The sequence below is a fragment of the Amycolatopsis sp. NPDC059235 genome, assembly GCF_042754125.1.
Taxonomy (GTDB): domain Bacteria; phylum Actinomycetota; class Actinomycetes; order Mycobacteriales; family Pseudonocardiaceae; genus Amycolatopsis; species Amycolatopsis albidoflava.
Map to the genome: position 1 here is coordinate 216,064 of NZ_JBHZAG010000005.1, position 18,210 is coordinate 234,273.

Consider the following 18,210-nt stretch of genomic DNA (forward strand, 5'->3'; position numbering starts at 1 on the left):
CGCACGGAAAGTCCCCTTCGCCGTCTTCCCGGCTAGTATCTACTCCCCCAGGTACCCGAGGGGAGGCCGTCGATGACCGAGAGTGCCCGGCTGCCGTGGCGCTCCCGCCCGGACGCCGTCGGCGTGCTCGGCGCGGCGCGGAAGGTCGCCGACGACCTGAAGGACGGTCTGTCCGGAGTCCGCGCCCGACGCGCCGCGCACGGGTTGCGGCGGCTGTTCGGCGTCGCCGGGCTGGGGCTCTCCGATCTGTCCGGCACCTTGATGTGGTCCGGCCGGCCCGGTGCCGACGACGCGGTGTCCCGAATTCTGGACGACGTGCTGCACCAGGAAGAACCGATCACCGCGGGCGGCGTGACGGCGGTTCCCCTCCACGTGCACGACGAACTGGCGGGTGCGTTGCTGCTGGTCGGCGAGGTTCCCGGCGCGGTGACCCGGCAGGCTTCCGACCTCGTGGTACAGGCTTTGGAACGGGGTCGGCTCGAAGCTTCGGCGGATCAGGCCGCGCAAGCCGAACTCCGGGCGCTGCGGGCGGAGATGTCGCCGCATTTCGTCTACAACGCGCTCACCGTCATCGCCTCGTTCGTCCGCTCGGAACCGGACCGCGCGCGTGATCTGATGCTGGATTTCGCCGACTACACCCGCTACAGCCTGTCGCGGCACGGCGAGTACACCGTCGTCGCCGAGGAGTTCCGCGCGGTGGAAACGTATCTCGCGCTGCAGCGGGCGGTGCTGGGCGAACGACTGAAGGTGCAGGTGCGGGTCGCACCGGAGGTACTTGCGGTGGCGGTGCCTTACCTGGTACTCGAACCCCTCGTGGAAAACGCGATCCGGCACGGCATCGAGCCGCGGTCGGGCACCGGGCTCGTCCAGGTGCACGGACAGGCGGAAGGGAACGACTGCGTGATCAGCGTCGAGGACGACGGGGTCGGCATGGAGCCCGAGCGCGCCGCCGCCATCCTCGCGGGCAGCGGCGACGGCACCGGGCTCGGAATGGCCAATGTGGACAGACGACTGCGCACGGTCTACGGGGCCTGGTACGGGCTGACGGTGGAGACGGCGGTCGGCGAAGGCACCCGGGTCGTCCTGCGAGTACCGCGGTTCCAGCCGGGGGTGCTGCCGTGAGCGGGCTGCGGGTGCTGGCGGTCGACGATCTCGCGCCGGCGTTGGACGAACTGTGCCGGATGCTGCGCGAAGCACCGGAAGTCGGCGAGGTCGTCGGTGCCAGCGATGCGTTGAAGGCACTGAAACTGTTGCAGGCAGACCATTTCGACGCGGTCTTCCTCGACATTTCCATGCCGGGTTTGGACGGGCTGGAACTCGCGACGCTGCTGGCGAAACTGTCCGAGCCGCCGGTGATCGTTTTCGTCACCGCACACGACGGACACGCGGTGGCCGCGTACGGCATTGGCGCGGTGGACTATCTGCTCAAACCGGTGCGTACGGAACGTCTTTCCGCCGCGCTGGCGAAGGTGACCCGTTTGGTCCCGAGTGGCCGTCGGAAGTCCTCGCCGGACGCGATGGCCGCGCTGCCAGTCGATTCCGGCGGCCGCACTCGTTACGTCCGCCGCGACGACGTGCTGTTCGCCGAAGCCAACGGCGATTACGTCCGACTCCACACGCGCGGCGGCGTGCATCCGGTGCGGATGCCGATCTCGCGGCTCGAAGAGTATTGGGAAGGAACTGGGTTTACCCGGGTGCATCGGGGATTTCTGCTCGCGGTGAGTGCGGTGTTGGAGCTGCGGAGCGACACGACGGGCGGGCTGCTGGCGCACACTGAGGCTGGCGATGTGCCGGTCAGCCGACGACATGCGCGGGATCTTCGGGACCGGCTGCTGGAAGCGGCGCAGCGCGGGCAGCTCGGGAGCACCCGGTGAGGGGCGCGGTTAGGGCTCGTGAGTGTTTACGCCGGTTAGAACCGGCACCAGCACTCACGACGGTTGCGCAGGCCCTCCGATGAGCCGCACCAAACGCGTCGCCGTCACCAGCCCGCAGACCAGGCTCGCCCGCTCGCGACGCCTCGAACGCGGCCGCTGGCGAATGCCCCGCCTGCGCGCGCCGGAAGCGGAACGCGCGGCCGTCCTGTACCGGATCCAGCGCCGTCGCGGAATCCCCGCGCTGGTGGCGATGTTCGTGCTGGTGCTGGGTTTGCCGGTGCTGTTTTCGCTCGCCCCGTCGCTCGACAGCGTGCGGTTGTGGGGAATTCCGCTGTCCTGGCTGCTGATCGCGGTCCTGCCGTACCCGGTGCTCGCCGGACTCTCGTGGTGGCAGCTGCGCCGCGCGGAGAAGATCGAGGACGATCGGTGAAATGGACATCGCGCTCGCGGTAGCCCCGGTCGTCCTCGTCACGCTGCTCATCGGCGTTCGCGGGGTCGCCGCCATGCGCACCACGTCCGACTTCCTCGTGGCATCCCGGCGGATCTCGCCCTTCGTCAACTCCGCCGCGGTCTCCGGCGAATACCTGTCCGCGGCGTCGTTCCTCGGCGTCGCCGGGCTGATGGTGAAGGACGGCGTCGGCGCGCTCTGGTATCCGGTCGGCTTCACCGCGGGATACGTCGCGATGCTGGTCCTCGTCGCCGCGCCCATGCGGAGATCCGGCGCACTCACCGTCCCCGACTTCGCCGAAGCCCGCCTCGCCTCCCCCGCTTTACGCCGCCTCGCCGCCGTGGTCGTGCTGGTGATCGGGACCATCTACGTAGTCCCGCAATTCCGCACAGCCGGGCTCGTGCTCACCGCGGTCGGCGGAACGCCGTATTGGGTCGGCGTGGTCATCGCGGGCACCGCGGTCAGCGTCACGCTCGCCCTCGGCGGGATGCGCGCGGCGACGTACGTCCAGGCGTTCCAGTTCTTCCTGAAACTCGTGCTGTTCCTCGTCCCCGCGCTGTGGCTGGTGCTCCACATCGGTTCCGAAACCCGCGACGCCAGCCTCACGCCGGTCGAGTTCACCCGCTTCTCGCACGCCACCCCGGTGCAGTTCGACCACGACGTCACGCTCACCTTCCGCGAACCCACCGCGATCGAGGACCGCGGCACCGTCCCACCGGGACAACTGGTGGTGCACAAGGGAGAACAGCTCACCTTCGCCGCCGGTGCGCAGGTTCCCGGCGTCAGCGGAGAGGTCGCGCTCGGCGGGCCGGAGTGGCAGCGTCCGCTGCTGGAGATCGACAAGGGGTACCCGCTGCTCGGCACGTGGGCGGTCCTCATCGCGACCGTCCTCGGCACCATGGGCCTCCCGCACGTCCTGATGCGCTTCCACACCAGCCCAGACGGCCGCGCCGCACGCCGCACCGCCGCGATCACCGTGGCGCTGCTCGGGGTCTTCTACCTCTTCCCGGGGATCTACGGCGTGCTCGGCCGGGTGCTCGTGCCGCAGCTGTACCTGTCCGGCAACACCGACACCGTCGTTGTCGCGCTGCCCTCGCAAGTCGATCACAGCTGGGCCGGGCAGTTGTTCACCGCGTTGCTCACCGCAGGCGCGTTCGCGGCGTTTCTGGCGACGTCACTGGGATTGCTGCTGGTGATGTCCGGAGCGCTCGCCTACGACCTGATGCCCGGCGGCCTGCGTCGTCTGCGGGTCACGGTCGTGTTCGCCGCGATCGCGATGGTGCTGTTCGCGCTGCCGTCCGCGCGGCTCGACGCCGGAGTGCTCGTGACGTGGGGGTTCACCGTCGCCGCGTCCACGTTCTGCCCGCTGCTCGTGCTCGGCATCTGGTGGCAGCGGCTCACCGCGTCGGGCGCGATCGCCGGAGTGCTGACCGGCCTGGCCGCCTCGTCAGGGTCGATCCTGTTTGCGCTGGCCGGGCCGACGATGCATGGTTGGGTGGCGATCTTGGTCTCGCAACCGGCACCCTGGTCGGTACCGCTCGCGTTCGGCGTGATGATCACGGTGTCACTGCGCGGGCGCCCACCGTCCTGGGCCGGGGCCGCGATGCTGCGGCTGCACCTCGACGAACGCCCTTCGTCCACGCCCGGTGACCGTTCGTCAACCGTTCGTCGTGCGGCGAGGCGTTTGAGCCGCTGACGGTTCCGCTGGCTCGGAGTCCTCCCTACTGTGTCGCGCACCACATCCGCAGCGTCGCACAAGGGAGATCCCATGAGCGCAGGCGACCCGTCCGGCGCGCCGCCGGACACGATCTGGGAGCAGGCGCACGACAGCGCCGAGTTCCGCGAACTCCGCGGCCGGCTGCGCCGGTTCGTGTTCCCGATGGCCGGACTGTTCCTCGCCTGGTACCTGCTCTACGTCCTGCTCGCGGACTACGCGCACGGCTTCATGAGCACGAAGATCACCGGCAACTTCACCGTCGGCCTGCTCTTCGGGCTGCTGCAGTTCGTCTCCACGTTCCTCATCACGTGGCTGTACGTGCGCTACGCCAACAAGAAGCTCGACCCGCTTGCTGAGCGGATCAAGGACGACATCGAAAACCCGGCGAAGGAGGGCGCGTGAGCACGCTCGCCGCGAGCGTCGAGGGCAGCAACCCGACGCTCAACATCACGATTTTCGCGCTGTTCGTGGTCATCACCTTGGTGATCGTGTTCCGCGCGAGCCGCAACACGAAGACCGCGTCCGACTACTACGCGGCCGGCCGCGCGTTCACCGGCCCGCAGAACGGCATCGCGATCTCCGGCGACTACCTGTCGGCGGCGTCGTTCCTCGGCATCGCCGGCGCCATCGCGGTGTACGGCTACGACGGATTCCTGTACTCGATCGGCTTCCTGGTGGCGTGGCTGGTCGCGCTGCTGCTGGTGGCGGAACTGCTGCGCAACACCGGCAAGTTCACGATGGGCGACGTGCTGGCGTTCCGGATGCGGCAACGTCCGGTGCGCGCCGCGGCGGCGGTTTCGACGCTCGTGGTGTCGTTCTTCTACCTGCTGGCGCAGATGGCCGGCGCGGGCGGACTGGTCGCGCTGCTGCTGGGCATCGAGGGCAAGGCCGCGCAGTCGCTGGTGATCGCGGTGGTCGGCGTGATCATGATCGCCTACGTCCTCATCGGCGGCATGAAGGGCACCACCTGGGTCCAGATCATCAAGGCGGCGCTGCTGATCATCGGCGCGCTGGCGATGACGCTGTGGGTGCTCGGCAAGTACGGCTTCAACTTCTCCGCGCTGCTGCAGGGCGCGGTCGACAAGGCCGGCCACGCCGGTGAAGCGCTGCTCGGGCCGGGCAAGCAGTACGGCACCAACGGCACGACGAAGCTGGACTTCTTCTCCCTCGGCATCGCGCTGGTGCTGGGCACCGCGGGCCTGCCGCACGTGCTGATGCGCTTCTACACCGTGCCGACCGCGCGCGAGGCGCGTCGTTCGGTGGTGTGGGCGATCGTGCTGATCGGCGTGTTCTACCTGTTCACGCTGGTGCTCGGCTACGGCGCGGGCGCGCTGGTCGGACCGGACGCGATCAAGAAGGCTCCGGGCGGCGTGAACTCCGCGGCGCCGTTGCTGGCGCTGAACCTCGGCGGTCCGGTGCTGCTCGGGTTGATCTCGGCGATCGCGTTCGCCACGATCCTCGCCGTGGTCGCGGGATTGACGATCACCGCGTCCGCTTCGTTCGCGCACGACGTGTACGCGAACGTGCTGAAGAAGGGCAAGGCCAACACCGGTTCGGAGGTCCGGGTCGCCCGGATCACCGCCGTGGTGATCGGCATTGTCGCGATTCTCGGCGGCATTCTGGCGAATGGGCAGAACGTCGCGTTCCTGGTGGCGCTGGCCTTCGCGGTGGCGGCTTCGGCGAACCTGCCGACGATCCTGTACTCGCTGTTCTGGAAACGGTTCAACACCCAGGGCGCGCTGTGGAGCATTTACGGCGGGCTGATCGTGACGATCGTGCTCATCGTGTTCTCGCCCGCCGTTTCCGGGAAGCCGGTCGACCCGAAGACGGGCAAGAGCGCGTCGATGCTGCAGGGCGTCGACTTCCACTGGTTCCCGCTCGACAACCCGGGCCTGGTGTCCATTCCGATCGCGTTCGTGCTCGGCTGGCTCGGCACGATCCTGTCCAAGGAACACGACAAGGCGAAATACGCCGAAATGGAAGTACGGGCGCTCACCGGTGCCGGTGCGGAAAAGGCCGTACAGCACTGATTTTTGCCCCGATGAAACCGCTGGGTGCCGCTCTCGCCGCGGCACCCAGCGGTTTTTCAATACGGCAGCTTCCCCTGCGCGATCCCGTCGAGAGTGCCTTCCAGAACGCGGCGCAGATACCGCCACAACCCGGCCCCCAGGGAAATCCGGGCTACCCCCAGTTCGGCAAGCCCGGCCAGACCCGGACCGCCGGGAAGCGCCGAAGCGTTGACCGGACCGCCCACCTGACGGACGAATTCGGCCAGCACTTCCGGCGAACGCACGAGAATCGGGTACACACAATCGGCGCCGGCCTCGAGGTACGCGCGCCCGCGAGCCACCGCGTCGTCGAGCACAGCCTGCTCGTCCGGTGCCCCGAGGAACGAATCCACCCGCGCGTTGACCACGAGCCCGTCGCCAGCCGCCCGACGCAACCCGGCGAGCCACTCCGCCTGTTCCGCCGCCGGTCGCTGACTGCCCTTGCCGTGGTCGGTGTCCTCGATATTGCAGCCGACCGCACCGATTTCCTTCAGCCGGGCAGCAAGATCCGCTGGTGCCAAGCCATACCCAGCCTCGGCATCGACGGTCACCGGCACCGACACCGCGTCCACGATCCGCCTGGCCGCCGCGAGCATCTCATCCGCGGACGCTCCCTCGTGGTCCGCCTGCCCGAGCGCCGCCGCGACCGCCGCGGAACTCGTTGCCACGATGGGAAATCCGGCCGCTTCCACCGCCTGCGCAGTGTCCGCGTCCCAAGCGTTCGGCAGAATCAACGGCTTGCCAGGGACGTGCAGCGCCCGCAGCTTCCCGGCGCTCACTCCGCACGCTCCGGCAGCGGGGCGTGGCTCGCGACCATGAGCCGGTTCCAGGTATTGATGGCGACCACGCACCACGCCAGCGCGCGGTACTGGTCCTCGGTGAACACGCGGACCGCCTCGGCGTAGACGTCTTCGGGGACGTCCTTGTGGTCCGAGATCAGGGTCATCGCCTCGGTGTAGGCGAGCGCGGCGCGTTCCTGCTCGGTGAACAGCTCCGTCTCGCGCCACCCCTCGAGCACGTAAAGCCGCCGCGGCGCTTCCCCAGCCGCGACGGCCTCCGCCGCGTGCATGTCGAGACAGTAGGCGCACCCGTTGATCTGCGACGCGCGCATCTTGACCAGCTCGATGAGCTTCCCGTCGAGCCCGGCGTTCGCGCTGGCCTTCTTCACCTCGCCCTGCAGGTGGGACATCGCTTGATACAACCCGCCCGTGGCGAGCGGGATTCGCTTCGTCATGCCGTCCACGCTAATCGGGATTGGCCTAGCGGGGTGGTCCAGTTCGCGGTGGGTGGCGTGGGCCAGTCAGGCCCGCGGACGAGCGTTGCGGAGCCGGATTCCGCTGAACCCCGCCGTACTGGCGGCCGCCGCGTCCCAGAAGGGCCAGAGGTTCGCGAGCACTCGCAGCTGAATTCCGGCCTCCTCGTGCAGGCGCAGCAGGTCGCCGACCGGTTCTGCTGGGCCCAGCGGCTCGACCGGTTCGGCGGCGACGTGGGCATGCGGGACAGGCTCGCCGACCGGCCGGAAACTGGCCGAGGGAAGCCGGTAGGCGAACAGTTTCACCGTCCGGAGCGCCTCCAGCCAGCGGTATTCGACGGCATGAACCCGTTCGTCGCCGCCGAGGATCCGTTCCCGATCGACGTCAGTGGTCGACGGCGTGGCCCAAGCCATCGCCCGAGGACATCCGCGCGGGAACCAGTAGTCCGGACAGCGGGCGGCATCGACCGCCCAGACGTACGGCTGCGGCTGCCGCGCGGTTGCCGCGACGTGCGGTACGAAGCGCGTGATCCCCGGGTCTTCGGAGAAATGCAGCACCTGGCCGGGCTCGGGTCGCATGCCTCCGTTCTACCGGGCCAGGCGCGACCTCAGCGCCCGCAGAACAGGCAGAGCGGCAAAACCAGCTCAAGATCCGTCTTCCGCACCGGTTTCCCGTCCACCGGCGTCTTCCCCGGCGGGGTGTCCGCGTCCGGCTGGATGCCGCCCGCCGCGACGCGGTCCAGGGTGCGGAGTCCGGCCGAGCCGACCGTGCCGAAGACCGTGTAGTTCGGCAGCAGGCTGGAATCCCCGTACACCACGAAGAACTGCGAGCCGTTCGTGTCCGGTCCGGCGTTCGCCATGGCCAGCAGGCCGCGCGCGTACGTCCGGCGCTTGCCGGTCGGGTCGGACGGCGCGGGCGGGAGCGTCGTCGGCAGTTCGTCGCGGAACTTGTAGCCCGGGCCGCCCTCGCCGGTGCCGGACGGGTCGCCGCACTGCAGGACCTTCAGCGTCGGGTACGCGGTGAGCCGGTGGCAGGTCGTCTGGTTGTAGAAGCCGTTGGCCGCCAGGTGCAGGAAGCTCTGCACGGTGCACGGCGCCTGCGCGCGGTTGAGCTTCAGCGGAAGCAGGCCCTGGTTGGAAAACACCGCGACGTCGACGCTGCCGCGGTTCGGCGTGTGCTTCGGATCGCGCGGGAGCGAAACCGGGCGCACCGCGGGGTCGTCCGGCGTCGAGGTGTACTGGCACGGCCCCGACGTGACCTTCGGCGGCGCCGAATCCGCGGCCGAAGCCGGTGCCGCAACGGCGACCAGCGACAACGCGGTCAGCACGGACACGAGCAGTTTCTTCATTCCGGTTCCCTCCCAGTGCACGGAGGATCGCAGTATAGGGACGGGAAACTGCCCGCGCTTCCGGCGAAAGTCGCATCCTGACCGGTTCCTGACACCCGCCTCCTACGGTGCGGTTTCATGATCACTCCCCTCGTCGCAGGACTGGCCGTCGCCGGGCTCCTGGCCGTCCCCGCCGGTCCCGTGCAGCAGCCGCTCGCGTCCTCCGCCGCCGAACAGCACGCGGTGTTCGCCTACTGGACCCCGCAACGGCTCGCCGCGCTGACCGAACCGTCGTCGCAGAATCCGCCGAAGAGCGGTCCCGACGGTGCCCCGTGGCCGGATCCGCTCCCGAAGACGGTCGGCCGGCTCTTCTACACCGACCACGGCGAGGACGCGAGCTGCACAGCGACCGTCGTTCGCAGCAAGAACCGCAGCACGGTCGTCACCGCCGGGCATTGCGTCAACGACACCGATCTCATTGGCGAGCACAACGCTTGGAACGCGCACATCATGTTCGTCCCCGGCTACCACGACGGCCAGGCCCCGTACGGGAAGTTCGCCGCCCGCCTCGGCGTCGCCGACCGCACCTGGCTCGCCAACGATCAGCAGAACGCGCGGAAATTCGACACCTACGACCAGGCGTTCGCGGTTCTCGGGCCGAACGAATCAGGACAACTGGTGCAGGACGTGGTCGGCGCGCAGCAGATCGGCTTCGACCGGCCGGGCGCGGCGAAGGTGACCCAGTTCGGCTACCCGCGGGCGGCCTCGGACCCGGCTCGCGAGGGCCTGCCGGAGTACACCGGGGCGCAGTTGGCGTATTGCACTGGCACCGCGCGGCAGTGGACCGGCACCGCCACCGACCCGGACTCTCCCGATCAGTGGGGCACGGCGTGCGTCATGGGCGGCGGTTCCAGCGGCGGCCCCCGGTTGCGCGACTTCAACCCGGCGACCGGATTGGGCACGGTCGTCGGAGACAACACGCACGCGGGATTCTTCGCCGCGGACGGGAAACCGTGCGAGCGGGATGCGGGCTGCACGCGATACCTGGTGGGACCGCAGTTCAGCGGCAAGGTGACGAAGCCGCTGTATGAGGCGGCACAGTCGTCGTGAGCGGCAAATCCGGTTCTAGCCGGGATTGCCGCTCACGAGTCCTTTAGTTCCCCGATCAACCGGTCCGCCGCCGCGAACGGGTCCAGTTCCCGGGCCACCACTCGCGCCGCCAACTCGCCCAGCCGATCGCCGTGCCGAAGATCCGCCAGCTCCGCGTGCAACCTCCGCAACGCGATCGCGGCTACTTCCTCGCGGGCGCGAGCGGCGCGGCGGCGGTCCAATTCCCCATGCGCGACAAGCCATTCATGATGCGTGCGCAACGCCGACACCACCTCGTCGACGCCCTCGCCCTTCGCCGCGACCGTGCGGACGATCGGCTGCCGCCAGCTCGGCCCGCGCAATTCGCGGCGGGCCAAGGTGATCATCTGCTTCAGGTCGTGCACCGTCGCGTCGGCGCCGTCGCGGTCGGCTTTGTTGACCACGAACACATCCGCGATCTCCAGCACTCCCGCTTTCGCCGCCTGGATGCCGTCGCCCATTCCCGGGGCCAGCAAAACCACCGTGGTATCAGCCAGTTTCACAACGTCCACTTCGGACTGTCCAACCCCGACAGTCTCGATCAGCACCACGTCGAACCCGGCGGCGTCCAGCACCCGCACCGCTTGCGGGGTCGCCCAGGACAACCCGCCGAGATGGCCCCGGGTGGCCATCGAGCGGATGAACACGCCGGGATCGGTGGCGTGCTCAGTCATCCGGATCCGGTCGCCGAGCAGCGCACCGCCGGAGAACGGCGACGACGGGTCGATCGCCAGCACCCCGACCCGTAAACCCTCGCCGCGCAACGCAGTCAGCAGCGCGGAGGTCGAGGTCGACTTCCCGACCCCGGGCGGGCCGGTGAGCCCGACGACGCGAGCGCGACCGGTGTAAGGCGTCAAAGCGCGGGCGATATCCGCCACGCGCGGCGAGGAATCCTCTACAAGAGAAATGAGCCGGGCGACCGCGCGCGGTTGTCCTTCCCGCGCGCGGCCGACCAGCTCATCGAGGTCCGGGCCGGCCAATTTACGCCGACGGGACGCGGATCAGCAGCGCGTCGCCCTGGCCGCCGCCACCGCACAGGGCGGCCGCGCCGAGACCGCCGCCGCGACGGCGCAGCTCGTGCACCAGGTGCACGGCCAGCCGCGCGCCGGAAGCGCCGATCGGGTGGCCGAGCGCGATCGCGCCGCCGTTGACGTTCACCTTCGACTCGTCCAGGCCGAGCTTCTCGCTCGACACCAGGCCGACCGCGGCGAACGCCTCGTTGATCTCCACCAGGTCCAGGTCGCCGACCTCCAGCTTCGCCTTCTTCAGCGCGGCGAGGATCGCGTTCGACGGCTGCTCGTGCAGGCTCGCGTCCGGACCGGCGACCACGCCGTGCGCGCCGATCTCGGCCAGCGGCGTGATGCCCAGCTCGGCCGCCTTCTCCGGGCTGGCCACGATCACCGCGGCGGCACCGTCGGAAATCTGCGACGCCGAACCGGCGGTGATGGTGCCGTCCGAGGCGAACGCCGGACGCAGCTTCGCGAGGCTCTCGCCGGTGGTGTCCGCGCGCACGCCCTCGTCGGTGGTGAAGACGACCGGGTCGCCCTTGCGCTGCGGGATCGAAACCGGCGCGATCTCCTCACGGAAGAACCCGGCGTCGATCGCGGCCGCGGCCCGCTGGTGCGAACGCGCGGAGAACGCGTCCTGCTGCTCGCGGGTGACGCTGTAGCGGGCGTTGTGCTTCTCCGTCGAAACACCCATCGCGACCTGGTCGAACGCGCAGAACAGGCCGTCGTAGGCCATGTGGTCGACCAGCGTGGTGTCGCCGTATTTGAAGCCCGCGCGGGACTTCGGCAGCAGGTGCGGCGCCTGCGTCATCGACTCCTGGCCGCCCGCGACGACGAGGTCGAACTCGCCCGCGCGGATCAGCTGGTCGGCGAGCGCGATCGCGTCGAGGCCGGAAAGGCAGACCTTGTTGATGGTCAGCGCCGGAACGTCCATCGGGATGCCCGCGGCGACCGCGGCCTGGCGCGCCGGGATCTGGCCCGCGCCCGCGGTGAGCACCTGGCCCATGATCGTGTACTGGACCTGGTCCGGGGAGACGCCCGCGCGTTCGAGCGCGGCCTTGATCGCGATCCCGCCCAGCTGGGCTCCCGAGAAGTCCTTCAACGAGCCGAGCAGCCGCCCGATCGGGGTACGGGCAGCGCCCAGGATCACGGAACCGGACACGACGTCCTCCAAAGCATCGGTGCACTGGCAGTGTTCCCACGATACGGCCTGGACCGGGTTCCCGGCGCGTCTTGATGGAGCCAGTGTGAGGGGGCGCACGCGGGGTTCCGCGCGGCCGCGCGGGGCTTATCCTCCCCGGTATGGACACCGAGCCCAGCGCATCCGTGCTCAAGCCGTTCGTGACCGCGATCGACCACGTCGGCATCGCCGTGCCCGACCTCGACGCGGCCATCGCCTTCCACCGCGACCACTTCGGCCTGGAGGTCGCGCACGAGGAGGTGAACGACGAGCAGGGCGTGCGCGAGGCGATGCTGCGCGCCCCCGGTACCGCGGGCACCGAGACGATGATCCAGCTGCTCGCCCCGTCCCGCGACGATTCGACGATCGCGAAGTTCATCGGCCGCAACGGGCCGGGCCTGCAGCAGCTCGCGCTGCGAGTGTCCGATGTGGACGCCGCGGCGGAGGCGCTGCGGGCGCAGGGCCTGCGGCTGCTCTACGACGCGGCCAAGCGCGGGACCTCGAACAGCCGGGTGAACTTCGTGCACCCGAAGGATGCTGGCGGGGTTCTGGTCGAACTGGTGGAGCCCGCCGCCTCGCACTGACGCTCACACCGCCGAAGCAGGCGGCTTCCCCTTAACCGCCCGTGCCGACAACGCATTCGCCACAAACGTCAATTCGCCATCGAACTCGGCGGGCCGGTCGTCCCCGGTGTGCCGAGCCGTCGCGTGCCGGTGCGTGACAGCGCGGGCCAAAAGCCCGGACGCGTTGTCGATGTCCGCCCCGGCGAGCCGTCCGCCGGTCGCGGCCACGATCACCGATCGCATCAGCCGGACCAGTTGCTGGAAGCGTTCGGACAGCGCGTCGCGGACCACATGGTGCGTGTCGGCCTCGCGCCACAGCAGGTGCGAGAGCCCGAGCGAACCGGTGAACCGGCGGTCGAGTTCGCCGACCAGTCTGCGCAGGGAACCCGCCAGGTCGCCGGGGACGACGACCGCGGCGGGTTCGATGCGTTCGTCCGGCAGCCGGTCGACCAACGCGGCCAGCAGGTCGGACTTGCGGCGGAAGTAATAGTGGACCAGGCCCTTCGGGACCCCGGCGCGCTCCGCGATGCGGGACGTCGGGGTCGCCTCGAAGCCGGACTCGGCGAACAGCTCCTCCGCCGCGCACAGGATCCGTTCCTTCGCCGAGTCGTCGGTCATGTCACCTTCCTCGTCGAGGCTCCGCTGCCTCGATCAGTGCTGGCCCGCCATCCGGTGGGCGGCGTTGGCCTCCGGCATCGCGGCCGCGCCGGCGATGATCGTCAGCGCACCGCCGACCCAGGACGTCCACGACGCCCCGTTGAATTCCGTATACCCCATCACCCACGGCGCGATGAACAGCAACGCGCCGAGGACGATCTGCACGCCCTCGCCGTAAATCATGCTCGGCGTCGCGAGCGACACCAGGCCGTCGATCGCGATCAGCGCACCGAGGACCACCATCGTCCACACCATCGTGGTGTTCGTGCTCAGCCAAAGGGGTGAAAGAGCGGCGACAACACCAATCACGACCTCGGCCCAGTCGTAGGGCCGCGTCCAGGCGCGCGTCGAGACTTCACTCATTCGTGCTCACCTCCGCCGGAAAAGAGCCGTTCAGGGAGATTTCCCACTGCCGACTATGCGCCTTGACTGGCCAGCCGGTCAAGATTCGTGCGTCACACTTCGACTCGTGTAAGGGGTGCGTGTCTCGTACAGTGAGGCCCCCCGGTTACCGACGAGTAATTTCGTGCTGTCGCGTGCCGCGACCGACCCCCTGGAGGTTCCCGATGTCGCACCTCGACGAGATCCAGCAGGCGATCCTGAACGGCCGCCTCGACGCGATCGCCGAGCTGCCCGTGCCCGAGAGCTACCGGGGCGTCACCGTGCACGCAGACGAGGTCGACATGTTCGAGGGCCTCGAAAGCCGGGACAAGGACCCGCGCCGCTCGCTGCACGTCGACGACGTCCCGACGCCCGAGCTCGGCCCCGGCGAGGCGCTGGTCGCGGTGATGGCCAGCGCGATCAACTACAACACCGTCTGGACGTCGATCTTCGAGCCGATCCCGACGTTCAAGTTCCTGCGCAAGTACGGGAAGCTCTCGCCGCTGGCCAAGCGGCACGACCTGCCGTATCACGTGGTCGGCTCGGACCTGTCCGGCGTCGTGCTGCGCACCGGCGCGGGCGTGCACAACTGGAAGCCCGGCGACGAGGTCGTCGCGCACTGCCTGAACGTCGAACTGGAAGGCCCGGACGGGCACAACGACACGATGCTCGACACCGAGCAGCGGATCTGGGGCTTCGAGACGAACTTCGGCGGGCTCGCCGAGATCGCGCTGGTCAAGGCCAACCAGCTGATGCCGAAGCCGGCGCACCTGACCTGGGAGGAATCCGCCTCTCCCGGCCTGGTGAACTCGACCGCGTACCGGCAACTGGTGTCGCGCAACGGCGCGGACATGAAGCAGGGCGACGTCGTGCTGATCTGGGGCGCGTCCGGCGGCCTGGGCTCGTACGCGACGCAGTACGCGCTCAACGGCGGCGCGATCCCGGTGTGCGTCGTGTCCAGCCCGGAGAAGGCCGAGATCTGCCGGAAGCTGGGCGCGGAGCTGATCATCGACCGCACCGCCGAGGGCTACAAGTTCTGGAAGAACGAGAACGAGCAGGACCCGAAGGAGTGGCAGCGGTTCGGCGCGAAGATCCGTGAGCTGACCGGCGGCGAGGACCCGGACATCGTGTTCGAGCACCCGGGCCGCGAGACCTTCGGCGCGTCGGTCTACGCCGCGCGCAAGGGCGGCACCATCGTGACCTGCGCGTCCACCTCGGGCTACATGCACCAGTACGACAACCGGTACCTGTGGATGAACCTGAAGCGGATCATCGGCTCGCACTTCGCGAACTACCGCGAATCGTGGGAGGCCAACCGGCTGATCGCGAAGGGCCTCATCCACCCAACGCTGTCGAAGACGTACTCGCTCGAGGAGACCGGCCAGGCCGCCCTTGACGTGCACCGCAACGCGCACCAGGGCAAGGTCGGCGTGCTCGCCCTCGCCCCGGAAGAAGGGCTCGGCGTGCGCGACGAGGAACTGCGCGCCAAGCACCTCGACGGAATCAACGCGTTCCGCGGCGCGTGAGGGCAGACCACCTGCCCCTTCGGTCCGGCCGCTCGCCGCACGAGCGGCCGGACCCCGTGGGTGCTCACCCGTCCGTGACCGCGGAGCGACTACGGTGGTGTCATGAGTCTTGGCGATGAACGCGAACTCGTGCCGCTGGGAGCCGGCTTCGACGTAGCGAAGCGGGGGTACGCCCGAGCGCAGGTCGACGAGCACCTCGAACGGCTCGACGGCGACCTGAAGATGCTCACCGCCGATCGCGACGCCGCCATCGCCCAGTCCGGCGACCTGGCCCGGCAGCTGGAAGTCGCGCGCGGCGAGATCGCCGATCTCCGCGGTCAGGTCGACCGGCTCGCGCAGCCGCCGACGAGCGTCGAGGGCCTGTCCGAGCGCCTCCAGCGGATGCTGCGGCTGGCGCAGGACGAGGCCGCCGACACGCGGGCCCGCGCCGAGGCCGAAGCCGGCCACATCCGGGCCAAGGCGGAGACCGACGCCAGCGCCATGCGCGCCCGGTACGAGCAGCTGCTCACCGAGCTCGACCTGCGCCGCAAGGAGATGGAAGCCGAGCACCGCAAGGTGCTCGAGGACGCGCGCGCCGAGGCCAAGCGGATCACCGACGAGGCCGAGGCCGAGCGCAAGAAGCTCGACGCGGAGTCCGAGGCCCGCCGCACGCAGGTCGAGGAAGACTTCGAGATCGCCATGGCCACCCGCCGCGCCGAGGCGATGCGCGTGCTGGCCGAGCAGGAGGCGGCCAGCAAGGCGGAAGCCGAGCGCCGGGTCCGCGAGGCCGCCGAGGACGCGGCCGCGATCCGCGCCAAGGTGCTGGAAGAGGAGACGGCCGCGAAGGCCGACATCGACCGTCGCCAGCGCGAATCGGTCGCCGACGCGAACAAGCGCCGCCAGGACTCGATCACCGAGGCCAACGCACGCCTCGCGGAAGCGGCCGACGAGGCCCGCCGCCGCGTCCGCACCGCCACCGACGAGTCCAACCGCCGGATCACCCAGGCCAACGAGCGGGTCGAGGCCCTGCGCACGGTCCGGGCGAGCCTGGCCGAGCAGGTCCGGTCGGCGCGCACCGTGCTGGCCGAGGCGCAGCACGTGCTCGGCGAGACCGACGGGGCCGTTCCCGCGGACATCAAGGCCGCGGTCGACGAAGCCAACGGGTCTGGGCCGAAGTCCGGCAAGAACGGCACGCAGGCCAGCGGCGCCACCGCGTCGGGCACGGGCGGCGCCAGCCAGAATTCCGCTGGTCAGGGTGCCAAGAACGCCTCCGCGAACAGCGCGAAGCCCGCGGTGAGCCGCGACGTCGAGCAGACCGTCCGGCTGCGGACGTCCGACGTGCCCAAGCCGCAGCCGCAACCGCGTCCGGCGGGAAAACCGACTGGCGAGTAACCTTCCCCCGCGAAGGGGCCGCGCCGCCCCGCTGACCGATCGCCGGGAGGTTGTGGATGGCTGTCTATCGGACTGTGGTGGTGGGCACGGACGGGTCCGACTCGTCCTTCGCCGCGGTGGACAAGGCCGCCGGGGTGGCTGCCGACGCGGGAGCGACGCTCGTCGTCGTCTGCGCGTACCACCCGGCCAGCCGCCAAGACGTGGAACGCGCGCAGGACGAGCTGGGCGACGAGGCCTACCAGGTGGTCGGGTCCGCGCCCGCCGAGGACACGCTGCAGTCCGCACGGGACCGCGCGGCGAAGGCCGGCGCCGCGAACATCGAAACGGTCGCGCTGGAAGGCCAGCCGGTCGACATGCTGCGGAAGGTCGTGAAGGACCGCAAAGCTGATCTGCTGGTGGTCGGCAACCGCGGCCTGAACACCCTCGCCGGACGGATCCTGGGCTCGGTCCCGGCGGAAGTGGCCCGGAAGTCGGGCGTCGACGTGCTGATCGTGCACACCACCTGAGTCCGTGGCTGATTCCTCCAGGGACCTGCAGCAGCGCCTGGAACGCGCCCTGCTCGGCGGGCCTCGCCGCTACACCCGGCTCGAAGTAGCGAAACGGGCCGGCGTACCCGAAGAACGCTCGCGCCGGCTGTGGCGGGCGCTGGGTTTCGCCACCGTCGAAGACGACGAGATGGTGTTCACCGACGCGGACGTCGAAGCCATGCGCATCGCCGACGGCTTGGTGAGCTCCGGCTTAGTCGCGCCCGGCATGGAAGTCGCGGTGACCCGTGCCCTCGGCCAGCATCTTTCCCGGCTGGCCGAGTGGCAGGTCCACATGCTGTGGGCACTGATCACCGAAAACCCGGAACTGGCCCGCAACGACCGCCAAGTGACTCGCCTGGTGGAACGCCTGCTCCCGGAACTGGAGCAAGTACAAAACTACGTCTGGCGCCGCCACCTGGCCGCCTTCGCCGGCCGCGCCTTCGCCAGCCCAGACGAGGACCTGGAAACGCGCGCGCTAGTCGTCGGCTTCGTGGACATGGTCGGCTACACCCGCTTCACGAGAGAAGCCGACGAGGAAGAACTAACCCAGGTCCTGGACGGCTTCGAATCCCTGGCCACCGAAGTCATCGCAGAACACCACGGCCGGGTGGTGAAGATGATCGGCGACGAAGTCCTTTTCGTCACCGACTCCCCCGCCGACGGCGCGGAAATCGCCCTGACGCTAGCCGAACGAACCGGCGAAGACGGCGGCCTACCCGCAGTCCGAGCCGGAATGGCGTCGGGCCGGGTCCTCTCCCGCTTCGGCGACGTCTATGGCTCCGTGGTGAACCTGGCCGCCCGCCTCACGTCAGCCGCCCGCCCCGGAACCGTGCTGGTAGACCGAGAACTGGCCGGGCAACTGGAGTCGCTGCCGGAATTCGACCTACGCACCAGACGCCCCATCGCAGTACGCGGCTACAACCGCCTACGCCCATCGGCGCTACGACGGGCAAAGGACAAACCCACCGGCCGCTTCGCGTCTTCCCAGCAACTGGCCGCAGAAATGCTAGGCCTAGGCGACCCCACTCCACCCGAAACCCCGGAACCGGACGACTTCCCGCCCCCCGCTGCTCCACGCAAACGCCGCCGACGCCGCTAAACCGTCCGTGAGGGGAACCCTGACGGACTCTGATTCCCTCAGGGTTCCCCTCACGAACAGCGGCGGGAGGGGGGGGGGGCCGAAACGGACGTTGATTAAACAGA

At 69.5% G+C, this 18,210-nt stretch carries 20 protein-coding genes; 12 read left to right on the plus strand and 8 right to left on the minus strand.

Annotation, left to right across the window (positions count from 1 at the left end):
• The first annotated feature begins 72 nt into the window (after window positions 1-72).
• The 6 genes from ACFXI3_RS05720 to ACFXI3_RS05745 all read left to right on the plus strand — a co-directional run bounded on the left by ACFXI3_RS05720 (window position 73) and on the right by ACFXI3_RS05745 (window position 6,069).
• Complete coding sequence (locus ACFXI3_RS05720; protein WP_344269747.1) at window positions 73-1,122, plus strand: histidine kinase; 1,050 nt, start codon at window positions 73-75, stop codon at window positions 1,120-1,122.
• On the plus strand, window positions 1,119-1,874 hold the full coding sequence (locus tag ACFXI3_RS05725; RefSeq protein ID WP_344269743.1) for a LytTR family DNA-binding domain-containing protein: 756 nt from the start codon (window positions 1,119-1,121) through the stop codon (window positions 1,872-1,874). The genes ACFXI3_RS05720 and ACFXI3_RS05725 overlap by 4 nt, the downstream gene beginning before the upstream one ends.
• Window positions 1,875-1,953: 79 nt before the next feature.
• Window positions 1,954-2,304: a hypothetical protein gene (locus ACFXI3_RS05730; RefSeq protein WP_067583425.1), complete on the plus strand. Its 351-nt coding sequence runs from the start codon at window positions 1,954-1,956 to the stop codon at window positions 2,302-2,304.
• Window position 2,305: 1 nt separating this feature from the next.
• Window positions 2,306-4,018, plus strand: a complete 1,713-nt coding sequence (locus tag ACFXI3_RS05735; RefSeq protein WP_344269735.1) for a cation acetate symporter — start codon at window positions 2,306-2,308, stop codon at window positions 4,016-4,018.
• Window positions 4,019-4,090: 72 nt separating this feature from the next.
• The gene (locus ACFXI3_RS05740; RefSeq protein WP_344269732.1) at window positions 4,091-4,441 is read left to right on the plus strand and encodes a DUF485 domain-containing protein; all 351 of its coding nucleotides are present in this window, start codon (window positions 4,091-4,093) and stop codon (window positions 4,439-4,441) included.
• Window positions 4,438-6,069, plus strand: a complete 1,632-nt coding sequence (locus tag ACFXI3_RS05745) for a cation acetate symporter (protein WP_378398250.1) — start codon at window positions 4,438-4,440, stop codon at window positions 6,067-6,069. The genes ACFXI3_RS05740 and ACFXI3_RS05745 overlap by 4 nt, the downstream gene beginning before the upstream one ends.
• A gap of 56 nt (window positions 6,070-6,125) precedes the next feature.
• On the opposite strand, the gene ACFXI3_RS05750 is transcribed toward ACFXI3_RS05745, so the two are convergent.
• The 4 genes from ACFXI3_RS05750 to ACFXI3_RS05765 all read right to left on the minus strand — a co-directional run bounded on the left by ACFXI3_RS05750 (window position 6,126) and on the right by ACFXI3_RS05765 (window position 8,688).
• The gene (locus tag ACFXI3_RS05750) at window positions 6,126-6,866 is read right to left on the minus strand and encodes an isocitrate lyase/phosphoenolpyruvate mutase family protein (RefSeq protein ID WP_378398251.1); all 741 of its coding nucleotides are present in this window, start codon (window positions 6,864-6,866) and stop codon (window positions 6,126-6,128) included.
• A complete protein-coding gene (locus tag ACFXI3_RS05755) occupies window positions 6,863-7,321 on the minus strand; it encodes a carboxymuconolactone decarboxylase family protein (protein ID WP_344269723.1) in 459 nt (152 codons plus the stop codon). The genes ACFXI3_RS05750 and ACFXI3_RS05755 overlap by 4 nt, the downstream gene beginning before the upstream one ends.
• 66 nt (window positions 7,322-7,387) lie before the next feature.
• A complete protein-coding gene (locus tag ACFXI3_RS05760; protein ID WP_378398253.1) occupies window positions 7,388-7,918 on the minus strand; it encodes a DUF6886 family protein in 531 nt (176 codons plus the stop codon).
• Between the two features lie 29 nt (window positions 7,919-7,947).
• Window positions 7,948-8,688 (minus strand): peptidylprolyl isomerase, encoded by a 741-nt coding sequence (locus ACFXI3_RS05765; protein ID WP_378398254.1) that lies wholly within the window; start codon window positions 8,686-8,688, stop codon window positions 7,948-7,950.
• A gap of 117 nt (window positions 8,689-8,805) precedes the next feature.
• On the opposite strand from ACFXI3_RS05765, the gene ACFXI3_RS05770 reads away from it, so the two are divergent.
• Entirely contained in the window at window positions 8,806-9,777 is a 972-nt protein-coding gene (locus ACFXI3_RS05770) for a trypsin-like serine peptidase (protein ID WP_378398256.1), read from the plus strand.
• Window positions 9,778-9,809: 32 nt separating this feature from the next.
• On the opposite strand, the gene meaB is transcribed toward ACFXI3_RS05770, so the two are convergent.
• Together meaB and ACFXI3_RS05780 are read right to left on the minus strand one after the other, a co-directional pair.
• Window positions 9,810-10,775, minus strand: coding sequence for a methylmalonyl Co-A mutase-associated GTPase MeaB (gene meaB, locus ACFXI3_RS05775; RefSeq protein WP_344269711.1), 966 nt, complete (start codon window positions 10,773-10,775; stop codon window positions 9,810-9,812).
• Between the two features lies 1 nt (window position 10,776).
• Window positions 10,777-11,964: an acetyl-CoA C-acetyltransferase gene (locus ACFXI3_RS05780; protein ID WP_378398257.1), complete on the minus strand. Its 1,188-nt coding sequence runs from the start codon at window positions 11,962-11,964 to the stop codon at window positions 10,777-10,779.
• Window positions 11,965-12,104: 140 nt separating this feature from the next.
• Here ACFXI3_RS05780 and mce point away from each other — a divergent pair, with 140 nt between their 5' ends.
• A complete protein-coding gene (mce, locus tag ACFXI3_RS05785; RefSeq protein ID WP_037811910.1) occupies window positions 12,105-12,566 on the plus strand; it encodes a methylmalonyl-CoA epimerase in 462 nt (153 codons plus the stop codon).
• 3 nt (window positions 12,567-12,569) lie between these two features.
• Here mce and ACFXI3_RS05790 read toward each other — a convergent pair whose 3' ends face one another.
• Both ACFXI3_RS05790 and ACFXI3_RS05795 read right to left on the minus strand, forming a co-directional pair.
• Window positions 12,570-13,163, minus strand: a complete 594-nt coding sequence (locus tag ACFXI3_RS05790) for a TetR/AcrR family transcriptional regulator (protein ID WP_344269704.1) — start codon at window positions 13,161-13,163, stop codon at window positions 12,570-12,572.
• Between the two features lie 33 nt (window positions 13,164-13,196).
• Window positions 13,197-13,565: an SPW repeat protein gene (locus ACFXI3_RS05795; RefSeq protein WP_378398258.1), complete on the minus strand. Its 369-nt coding sequence runs from the start codon at window positions 13,563-13,565 to the stop codon at window positions 13,197-13,199.
• A gap of 203 nt (window positions 13,566-13,768) precedes the next feature.
• Here ACFXI3_RS05795 and ccrA point away from each other — a divergent pair, with 203 nt between their 5' ends.
• The 4 genes from ccrA (at window position 13,769) to ACFXI3_RS05815 (ending at window position 18,106) form a co-directional block, all read left to right on the plus strand.
• The gene (ccrA, locus tag ACFXI3_RS05800) at window positions 13,769-15,109 is read left to right on the plus strand and encodes a crotonyl-CoA carboxylase/reductase (protein WP_344269699.1); all 1,341 of its coding nucleotides are present in this window, start codon (window positions 13,769-13,771) and stop codon (window positions 15,107-15,109) included.
• Between the two features lie 129 nt (window positions 15,110-15,238).
• Window positions 15,239-16,480 carry a chromosome segregation protein gene (locus tag ACFXI3_RS05805; RefSeq protein ID WP_378398266.1) on the plus strand — a complete coding sequence of 414 codons (1,242 nt, stop codon included), beginning with the start codon at window positions 15,239-15,241 and terminating at the stop codon, window positions 16,478-16,480.
• A 56-nt stretch (window positions 16,481-16,536) separates the two neighbouring features.
• On the plus strand, window positions 16,537-16,986 hold the full coding sequence (locus ACFXI3_RS05810; RefSeq protein ID WP_344269696.1) for a universal stress protein: 450 nt from the start codon (window positions 16,537-16,539) through the stop codon (window positions 16,984-16,986).
• A 4-nt stretch (window positions 16,987-16,990) separates the two neighbouring features.
• Window positions 16,991-18,106: an adenylate/guanylate cyclase domain-containing protein gene (locus ACFXI3_RS05815; protein ID WP_378398259.1), complete on the plus strand. Its 1,116-nt coding sequence runs from the start codon at window positions 16,991-16,993 to the stop codon at window positions 18,104-18,106.
• The last annotated feature ends 104 nt before the right edge of the window (window positions 18,107-18,210 follow it).

What these genes read in the sequence shown, in the direction of transcription:
- ACFXI3_RS05720 (WP_344269747.1), top strand. Translation starts at nt 73, where the DNA reads ATGACCGAGAGTGCCCGGCTGCCGTGGCGCTCCCGCCCGGACGCCGTC.
- ACFXI3_RS05730 (WP_067583425.1), top strand. Translation starts at nt 1,954, where the DNA reads ATGAGCCGCACCAAACGCGTCGCCGTCACCAGCCCGCAGACCAGGCTC.
- ACFXI3_RS05735 (WP_344269735.1), top strand. Translation starts at nt 2,306, where the DNA reads ATGGACATCGCGCTCGCGGTAGCCCCGGTCGTCCTCGTCACGCTGCTC.
- ACFXI3_RS05740 (WP_344269732.1), top strand. Translation starts at nt 4,091, where the DNA reads ATGAGCGCAGGCGACCCGTCCGGCGCGCCGCCGGACACGATCTGGGAG.
- ACFXI3_RS05755 (WP_344269723.1), bottom strand. Translation starts at nt 7,321, where the DNA reads ATGACGAAGCGAATCCCGCTCGCCACGGGCGGGTTGTATCAAGCGATG.
- ACFXI3_RS05760 (WP_378398253.1), bottom strand. Translation starts at nt 7,918, where the DNA reads ATGCGACCCGAGCCCGGCCAGGTGCTGCATTTCTCCGAAGACCCGGGG.
- ACFXI3_RS05765 (WP_378398254.1), bottom strand. Translation starts at nt 8,688, where the DNA reads ATGAAGAAACTGCTCGTGTCCGTGCTGACCGCGTTGTCGCTGGTCGCC.
- ACFXI3_RS05770 (WP_378398256.1), top strand. Translation starts at nt 8,806, where the DNA reads ATGATCACTCCCCTCGTCGCAGGACTGGCCGTCGCCGGGCTCCTGGCC.
- mce (WP_037811910.1), top strand. Translation starts at nt 12,105, where the DNA reads ATGGACACCGAGCCCAGCGCATCCGTGCTCAAGCCGTTCGTGACCGCG.
- ACFXI3_RS05790 (WP_344269704.1), bottom strand. Translation starts at nt 13,163, where the DNA reads ATGACCGACGACTCGGCGAAGGAACGGATCCTGTGCGCGGCGGAGGAG.
- ACFXI3_RS05795 (WP_378398258.1), bottom strand. Translation starts at nt 13,565, where the DNA reads ATGAGTGAAGTCTCGACGCGCGCCTGGACGCGGCCCTACGACTGGGCC.
- ccrA (WP_344269699.1), top strand. Translation starts at nt 13,769, where the DNA reads ATGTCGCACCTCGACGAGATCCAGCAGGCGATCCTGAACGGCCGCCTC.
- ACFXI3_RS05810 (WP_344269696.1), top strand. Translation starts at nt 16,537, where the DNA reads ATGGCTGTCTATCGGACTGTGGTGGTGGGCACGGACGGGTCCGACTCG.